Source organism: Sodalis sp. (in: enterobacteria) (assembly GCF_047607725.1).
Lineage (GTDB): Bacteria > Pseudomonadota > Gammaproteobacteria > Enterobacterales > Enterobacteriaceae > JBLKSS01.
On sequence record NZ_JBLKSS010000009.1, the window covers coordinates 36,164 to 43,942 of the forward strand.

General features: G+C 56.5%; 6 protein-coding genes and 1 pseudogene. 5 read left to right on the forward strand and 2 right to left on the reverse strand.

Annotated features, from left to right (window positions below; genetic code table 11):
- Nucleotides 1-194: 194 nt before the first annotated feature.
- The 4 genes and pseudogenes from ACMX3H_RS01000 (at nt 195) to ACMX3H_RS01015 (ending at nt 5,209) form a co-directional block, all read left to right on the forward strand.
- A pseudogene (locus tag ACMX3H_RS01000) lies at nt 195-892 on the forward strand (DUF3053 domain-containing protein).
- A 557-nt stretch (nt 893-1,449) separates the two neighbouring features.
- Entirely contained in the window at nt 1,450-3,363 is a 1,914-nt protein-coding gene (locus ACMX3H_RS01005) for a PTS mannitol transporter subunit IICBA (RefSeq protein ID WP_415209462.1), read from the forward strand.
- Nucleotides 3,364-3,462: 99 nt separating this feature from the next.
- Nucleotides 3,463-4,611, forward strand: coding sequence for a mannitol-1-phosphate 5-dehydrogenase (locus ACMX3H_RS01010; protein ID WP_415209463.1), 1,149 nt, complete (start codon nt 3,463-3,465; stop codon nt 4,609-4,611).
- Between the two features lie 58 nt (nt 4,612-4,669).
- On the forward strand, nt 4,670-5,209 hold the full coding sequence (locus ACMX3H_RS01015; protein WP_415209464.1) for an MltR family transcriptional regulator: 540 nt from the start codon (nt 4,670-4,672) through the stop codon (nt 5,207-5,209).
- Nucleotides 5,210-5,394: 185 nt separating this feature from the next.
- On the opposite strand, the gene sodA is transcribed toward ACMX3H_RS01015, so the two are convergent.
- Nucleotides 5,395-6,012 (reverse strand): superoxide dismutase [Mn], encoded by a 618-nt coding sequence (gene sodA / locus ACMX3H_RS01020; RefSeq protein WP_415209465.1) that lies wholly within the window; start codon nt 6,010-6,012, stop codon nt 5,395-5,397.
- A 129-nt stretch (nt 6,013-6,141) separates the two neighbouring features.
- Nucleotides 6,142-7,059 (reverse strand): formate dehydrogenase accessory sulfurtransferase FdhD, encoded by a 918-nt coding sequence (gene fdhD / locus ACMX3H_RS01025; protein WP_415209466.1) that lies wholly within the window; start codon nt 7,057-7,059, stop codon nt 6,142-6,144.
- Nucleotides 7,060-7,151: 92 nt separating this feature from the next.
- On the opposite strand from fdhD, the gene ACMX3H_RS01030 reads away from it, so the two are divergent.
- Nucleotides 7,152-7,700, forward strand: a complete 549-nt coding sequence (locus ACMX3H_RS01030) for a hypothetical protein (RefSeq protein ID WP_415209467.1) — start codon at nt 7,152-7,154, stop codon at nt 7,698-7,700.
- Nucleotides 7,701-7,779: the final 79 nt, after the last annotated feature.

Below are 7,779 nucleotides of genomic sequence, written 5' to 3' on the forward strand. Positions count from 1 at the left end.
TGTTGCCGCCGGCACGGCGCCCCCTGTCGGGCGCCGAGTCCGCGGTTTTTGCCCGTCGCGAAACTGCACTATCATTGTTACTGAGTCAGGGAAGGCGAAGTGAATACCTAAACCGGGAAAATGAGTTTTCATTTACAGGAATAAAGGTTATGACTTTAAGGGAGCGCATGGGTCTCTATCGACCGCTGCTGGCAATGCTTGTTTTGTTGCTTGGCGTCTTTCAACTGACCGGCTGCGGCGATAAAGAGCCGGAACAGCAGCAAGCCTTTATACAATTCTTGCAAAATACGATTTTGCCGGGCGGTGAACGGATCCCCACTCTGAGCGCGGCGCAAAAGGAGCAGTTTGGCCCATACGCCAATGACTACCAGATTTTGCAAACCTTTAGCGACAAATTCCTCAGCTCGGTTAACGGCTCGCTGGTACCGGTGCTCGATGAGATAAGCCAAATTCGCGTGCCGCAGGATTATGTGTCCCATCGGCAGACGCTCGCGCAGGCCGGCGGCGCGCTGAATATGCTTGCCCCCGATCTGGCTCGTGCTAAAAAACAGGCGGACGATGCCCGCGCCGCGCTTAAGCAGCCTGAAGATTTGCAAAAGGTTTATACGCAGGCGTACGACAAGCTGGTAACAGGGCCGATACAGAAAGTCACACCCGTGATCGGCGCCACCTCTTCTCTGGCGGAGCAGCTGGTCCATGTGGGGATTTTCTCGCCATGCAGACGGGACAGGGGCAGCCCAGCTATGAAGGGGGATCGGTAAGTTTCCCCACGCAGCTGCAGGTCACGCAATATAACGAGCTTATGACCGGCCTGCAAAACCAGCATCAGCAGCTGCTACAGGCGCAAAACAGTGCAGGCGCGGCCTGTGCGCCACCGCCCTGGGCTAGGTGATGCCGGACGGGCGCACGGTTGGCCTGCTCGTCCTGCCGCCGAGCTTAATACGCCGGCAAGCGCAACCGCGCCGGCGTACCTCGTTGGCGCTTGTCGCCCAGCGCGCGGCGGTAGCGCATATTCCTCTTTTTCTAACGGTAACTTTGTTACACCTTTTCGCAGCATACCGCCGCGGCTGATGGCCCTTAGCGCCAAGCATCGCCGGTATAGGCGCCCCGCTAACAAGTTTTTTGTGATTTAAGTCACGTTTCCATTACAAATTCGCTGCCTTATGATGTGATGTAGATCACAATAAGGCGCTAAATTAAACCGGTTCCTCATGAATGTGCTTTTATTTCAGCGTTATTTTGTGATGGGTATCACTAGGATAGCCCTCTTTAGGGGGTGTCCTCGTGATTAGCATCACAATAATTGACCTCGCTACGCTATCGCATAAAGAGCGTGGTAGAGTCGCGCTGCCAATAGTAATACCGGCGGATGATGCAACACTGCCGCAACAAATTTCACGCGCTCTTATTGTATAGTTGTATAGCGCGTCTCAATAAGGGTGAGTTTTTATGTCTTCTTCGGATATCAAGGTCAGAGTGCAGAACTTTGGCCGCTTCCTGAGCAATATGGTGATGCCCAATATTGGCGCCTTTATCGCCTGGGGCATCATCACCGCGCTGTTTATTCCTACGGGCTGGACGCCAAACGCGACGTTGGCCAAATTGGTCGCACCGATGATCACCTACCTGCTACCGCTGCTGATTGGCTATACCGGCGGTCGGATGGTAGGGGGCGAGTGCGGTGGCGTCGTCGGCGCGATTACCACGATGGGGGTGATCGCCGGCGCCGATATGCCGATGTTCCTCGGCTCGATGATTGCCGGTCCTCTGGGCGGCTGGGCTATCAAACGCTTCGACCGCGTTGTAGACGGTAAAATCAAAAGCGGCTTCGAGATGCTGGTGAATAACTTCTCGGCCGGTATTATCGGTATGTTGCTGGCGATCTTGGCCTTCCTGGCTATTGGTCCGCTGGTCGAAATGTTGTCAAAAGGCCTGGCGGCCGGCGTTCACCTGATGGTGACCTATAACATGCTGCCGCTGACCTCCATCTTCGTCGAGCCGGCAAAAATCCTGTTCCTGAATAATGCCATCAACCACGGCATCTTCTCGCCGCTGGGTATTCAGCAGGCAACAGAGACCGGTAAATCGATATTCTTCCTGATTGAAGCCAACCCCGGCCCGGGCATGGGCGTTCTGATGGCGTATATGCTGTTTGGCCGCGGTAACGCCAAGCAGTCCGCCGGCGGCGCAGGCATCATCCATTTCCTGGGGGGTATTCACGAAATTTACTTCCCCTATGTGCTGATGAACCCGCGTTTACTGATTGCGGTGATCCTCGGCGGCATGACCGGCGTTTTCACGCTGAATCTGCTGGGCGGCGGTCTGGTTTCGCCGGCGTCTCCCGGCTCCATTCTGCCCGTGTTGGCCATGACCCCCAAAGGCACCTATTTCGCTAACCTGGCCGCTATCGTTGCCGCTTTCGCCGTCTCGTTCATCATCTCTTCGATTTTGCTCAAGAGTTCACGCGCGACCGGCGATGAAGATAATCTCGCCGAGGCGTCACGCCGCGTGCAGGATATGAATGCCCAGTCAAAAGGCGTCGCCGCCCCCGTTAACGCTGGCGCCACGGGCGATTTAAGCTCGGTGCGCAAAATTATTGTGGCTTGTGACGCAGGTATGGGATCGAGCGCGATGGGCGCCGGCGTGTTGCGTAAAAAGGTGAACGAGGCCGGGTTGAAGAACATTAGCGTGACCAACAGCGCCATCAATAATCTACCCGACGATGTGGATTTGGTGATAACCCATCGCGATCTGACTGAGCGCGTGATGCGTCATGCGCCGCAGGCGCAGCATATTTCGCTGAATAACTTCCTCGACAGCCAGCTTTACAGCGATTTGACCGCGCGTCTGGTGGCGGTACAGAAAAGCGGGGATAATCAGCAAAAAGTCATGACCACGCTGGACGACAGCGAACAAAACCTGTTCCGCCTCACCGCAGACAACGTTTTTCTCGGTCAACACGCGGATCATAAAGAGCAGGCGATCCGTTTCGCCGGTGAGCAGTTGGTTAAAGGCGGTTATGTCCAGCCCGAATATGTACAGGCGATGCTGGATCGCGAAAAACTGACCTCGACTTATCTGGGTGAGTCCATCGCGGTGCCGCACGGCACGATCGAGGCGAAGGATCGCGTTCTGCGTACCGGCGTCGTGTTCTGCCAGTACCCTGACGGCGTACGCTTTGGTGATGAGGAAGACGATATCGCCCGGCTGGTGATAGGTATAGCCGCGCGCAATAACGAGCATATTCAGGTCATCACCAGTTTAACCAATGCACTGGATGATGACGCGGTGATCGCACGTTTAAGTCAAACCACCGACGTGCAGGAAGTCCTGGAACTGCTGGCGAGCGCTAAAGCGTCCTGACCAGGCATGGGGGCGGGGTCACTCTGCGCAAGAAACGAGGGGCCTGCCATGGCCCTTTTTTTGCTTAGATTTTTGCTGAGATAATTTAAGGTTAACGTTATGAAAGCATTACATTTCGGAGCAGGTAATATCGGCCGCGGGTTTATCGGTAAACTGTTGGCCGATGCCGGTGTAGAGGTTGTTTTCGCCGATGTGAACCAGCAGGTTCTCGATGCGCTTAACCAGCGCCATCAATACCAGGTGCGGGTGGTGGGTGAACAGGCACAGGTGGAGACCGTCAGCCGGGTCAGCGCGGTTCACAGCGGCAGCGACGACGTCGTGGCGCTTATCGCCAGCATGGATTTGATTACCACCGCGGTGGGCCCGCAGATTCTTGAGCGCATCGCGCCGGCCATTGCTCGCGGACTGGTTAAGCGGCACGATGGCGGCAACACGCAGCCGCTGAACATCATCGCTTGTGAAAATATGGTGCGCGGCACTAGCCAGCTCAAGCAACACGTTCTTAACGCGCTGGAGCCGCAATATCACGCCTGGATAGAGCAGCAGGTGGGTTTTGTCGATTCCGCCGTGGACCGTATCGTGCCGCCCGCCGAAGCGGGCAGTGACGATCCACTGGCGGTGATGGTCGAAAGCTTCAGCGAGTGGATTGTGGATAAAACCCAGTTCAAAGGCGTCCCGCCCACCCTCGCCGGTATGGAACTGACCGACAATTTAATGGCGTTTGTTGAACGCAAGTTGTTTACGCTTAATACCGGCCACGCCATCACCGCTTATTTGGGCCAGCTTGCCGGTCACCAGACCATCCGCGATGCCATTCTCGATCCTGCCGTACGCCAAGTAGTCAAAGGCGCGATGGAGGAGAGCGGGGCGGTACTTATCAATCGTTATGGCTTCGATGCGCAAAAGCATGCTGCCTATATCAACAAAATTTTGCAGCGCTTCGAGAACCCCTATCTGCACGACGACGTGGAACGCGTTGGCCGGCAGCCGTTGCGTAAACTTGGCGAAGGCGATCGGTTAATTAAACCTTTGCGCGGTACGTTGGAATACGGCCTTGGCCATGCCAATCTGGTCAAAGGCATCGCCGCCGCCATGCACTATCGCAGCGATCAGAACCCGCAGGCCAAAGAGTGGGCGGCATTGCTGGCAGACGTTGGCGCTGCGGCGGCGTTGGCCAAAGTCTCTGGCCTCGATGAAGAAAGTGAAGTTGTCGCGCAAGTGGTGAATGCCTATAACGCCATGCAGTAATCGACAGAACCGGGGGCGGATGCGATGCCGCTTCCTGGCCCGCTACATGGTATGCAACATGACGGAAAACACTCAGCTGCTGGAAAATAGCGTGCTCGAACGCCTGAATGCCGGAACCACGGTGCGGGAGTTTTTGCGGGCGGCGATTACGCTGCTGGCGGAAGCCGTGGCCATTCTGGTGACGCAGGTGTTCCGCAAGGATGACTATGCGGTTAAATACACCGTGGAGCCGCTACTGGTGGGCGCAGGTCCGCTGTCGGTGCGCTTGAAATTGGTTTATGCGTTGGGGGTGATAAGCCGCCAGGAGTATGAAGACGCCGAACTGCTGATGGCGCTGCATGAGGAATTGCAGCAGGATCCGGGCGATTACCGCTTTACCGATGATGAAATTATGGGGCCGTTTGGCGAGCTGCATTGTGTCGCCGCGTTCCCGCCGTCGCCGCAGATCGCGCACGCGCCGGGAGATGAAGAGCTGGCGAAGATGCAACGGCAGCGCTACCAGCAAATGGTGCGCTCCACAATGGTCCTTTCCGCCCCCGAATATCTGGTGCGGATCAGCGCCAAAAAAGCGTTCTCCGATCGGTTGTTGCTGAAATAAACGCCGCGCCGGGCTTGTTGCGCCCGCGTTATCCGCCGAAAGGGCAGTGCTGAATCCCACTTACTCACACCTTCCTCCCGAACGTCCGTGTTATTCGCTGACGGCGCGCGGGCAAAAAAAAATCCCCGCCGAGGGCGGGGATGAGCCGGCGTTATCCCGATGCTCGGGCGCGTGGCGGGGATAAATCAGGCGTGGCTAAAACGCGCGGCCGCTTCATCCCAGTTCACCACGTTCCAGAATGACTTGATGTAATCCGGGCGGCGGTTCTGATATTTTAAGTAATAAGCGTGCTCCCAGACGTCCAGACCCAAAATCGGGTAGCCGGAGGTGCCGGAAATCGCTTCGCCCATCAGCGGGTTGTCCTGGTTGGCGGTGGACACCACGGCCAGTTTGCCGTCTTTTTTCACAAGCCAGGCCCAGCCGGAACCAAAACGAGTCGCGGCGGCTTTCTCGAACGCCTCTTTAAAGGCGTCAACGCTGCCGAAATCACGCTCGATAGCGCTTTTCAATTCGCCCTGCAAGGTGGTGCCTTGCTTCAGGCCCTTCCAGAACAGGCTGTGGTTGGCATGACCACCGGCGTTGTTGCGCAGTACGGTCTTTTTGTCCGCCGGGAGCTGGTCTAGTTTTTGAATAAGGTCGTCGACCGGCAAATTGGCGAATTCCGGTAGGCTTTCCAGGGCGCCGTTGGCGTTGTTGACATAGGTCTGATGGTGTTTAGTGTGATGAATTTCCATCGTTTCTTTGTCGAAATGCGGTTCCAGGGTGTCATAGCCATAAGGCAGGGAAGGTAGCGTAAAGCTCATAACAATCTCTCCATTTCTAGTTGAACCGGCCCCCTTTAAAAGTATGTTAGGGTCGCGTAAGCAATCTGATCATTATAGTTAATTAAACGTTGAATAAAACGTTTATCGGTGACTTTAAAAAGAACATGTTTAACTTACGTCTTCAACAATCCGCGTTGGATGGGTAAAGACCATGGCGCGCCCCGGTTTACTGAATCCCACCAGCGTCAGGCCACAGCGCTCGGCGACCTCTACCGCCAGCGAGGTGGCGGCGGAAACGGCGAACAGGATTTCCACCCCGCACATGGCCGCTTTCTGTACCATTTCATAGCTGGCGCGGCTGGAAACCAGGGCCGCCCCGGGCGTTTCACCCCGACGCGCGCGCATGCCGAGCAGTTTATCCAGCGCCACGTGGCGGCCGACGTCTTCGGCGCCATAGCCTAAGTCCCCATCCGGCGAGATCCAGGCCGCGGCATGGGTGCAGCCCGTGAGCCGGCCGATGGGCTGCACCTCTGGCAATTGTGCCAGCGCCCGATCCAACTGTGCCAGGGGCCAACGCTGCGTGAAAGGTAATGACGGCAGCGGCTTGCCGATTTCATCCAGTTGTTCCACGCCGCAGATACCGCAACCGGTGCGCCCGGCGAGCGCTCGCCGCTGCGCTTTTAACGCCATAAAACGGCGGCTGGAAAGCTCGACCTGCACCTCTAGACCCTGACGGGCCGGCACGATATCGATACCGTAAATATCCGCCGGCGAGGCGATAATGCCTTCGGATAACGAGAAGCCGAGGGCGAAAGCGTCCAATTCTTTCGGCGACGCCATCATCACCACATGGGAGATGCCGTTATAGACCAGCGTGACCGGCACTTCCTCGGCCAGCCAGTCCGGCTCCGTTTGGTGGAGCCGGCCGCGCCGGCGGACGCAGTACTGACAAATGCCCGGCTGGGCGTCATCGGCGTGAAAAGCGGCGTGTTTCACGAGGGGTTTCTCCCGCAATGAGGGTAGGGCGCTATTATTCGCCGCTACGGCCAGCGATGCAAACCCTTGACCCAGGTAAGCGGGCACCATAATGTAAACAGTTTTCTTTTTCAGTCAGTTGCGTAATCCGTCGGCCGTTGCTACGGTTAATGGAACATCATTGCGGATAAAGATTGAGGGCTATGACCAGGCATTATTTCAAGATCGCGCTATTCCTTATGCTGTCGGCCGCCGGGCTGGCAGGCACGGCGGGTACGGTGGCGTCGGCGGCCGACAGCGGGACGGGCAACGCGTCCGCGCCGTCGGTCAAAAGCATCGACGTCGCTGCGCTGAACGGCAAAGTGACGCTGCAAGTACCGGGTGCTTTCGTTAATCAAACCCGCGAAGACACCACCTCGCAAAATCTCGGCGTGAAGATCCAGGTGTTCACCGATCGGCAGCGTCAGCAGGTGATCGGGGTGAGCGAAGTGCCGACCACGGCCGGCGATGCCAATGATACCAGCACCGATGCCTTTAACAAGATGGCTCAGGGCAGCCTGTCCGGTCTGAAAACCCAATATCCCAATATAAGGACGTGCAGAAAACCGGCCAAAGCACCGAAATCGTCGCTGGTCGTAAATTCCGGCGCCTGGATACCCGTCAATCGGTGGAAGGCAATGCCATGCTCGGTTCGTAAGCGCCCCGTGGAGGACGTCTTGAATTATTGGTGGGTTTGTTGTACGAGACAGTAAACCTACGTTACACGCTTATGCTCATTGCATTTTCACATTGTATTGATTTTAATAACTTTTATTTCCATCCCGGTTTGAG